The organism is Streptomyces sp. 7R007, assembly GCF_054850255.1.
In genome coordinates this window covers 1-295 of the sequence record NZ_JBTWMV010000194.1, presented here as the reverse complement: position 1 = coordinate 295, position 295 = coordinate 1, and the positions used below count along the sequence as shown (strand labels likewise).

Here is a 295-nt window from a genome sequence, read left to right as displayed (position 1 = left end):
TCGTCGGCGCGGCCGTGCTGTCGGTACTCGCCAGCTCCTTGATCACGTTGCTGCAGGCACACTCGGTCGGCCTGCCCGCTGCGGTCACGCTCGTCGTGGCTGCCGCCGGGGCGCTCGCCGCCGTGGGACTGTGGTGGCGCGTGCGCAGCACGCCCGAGGGGTTCGTGCCTCGGCGGGTGATCGCCTCCCGCGGCTTCCTGGCGGCCGGGCTCATCGGCGGGACCGTCTTCGCCGGCTACTACGGGGTGCTCTTCCGCGCCCCGTCCCTGATCGAGCAGGCCACGGGCGGTGGCCC

At 74.6% G+C, this 295-nt stretch carries 1 pseudogene; it reads left to right on the top strand.

Annotated elements, in window-relative coordinates:
• Positions 1-47 precede the first annotated feature (47 nt).
• Positions 48-295 (top strand): annotated as a pseudogene (locus ACYF6T_RS44760) (MFS transporter); the annotation flags it as partial.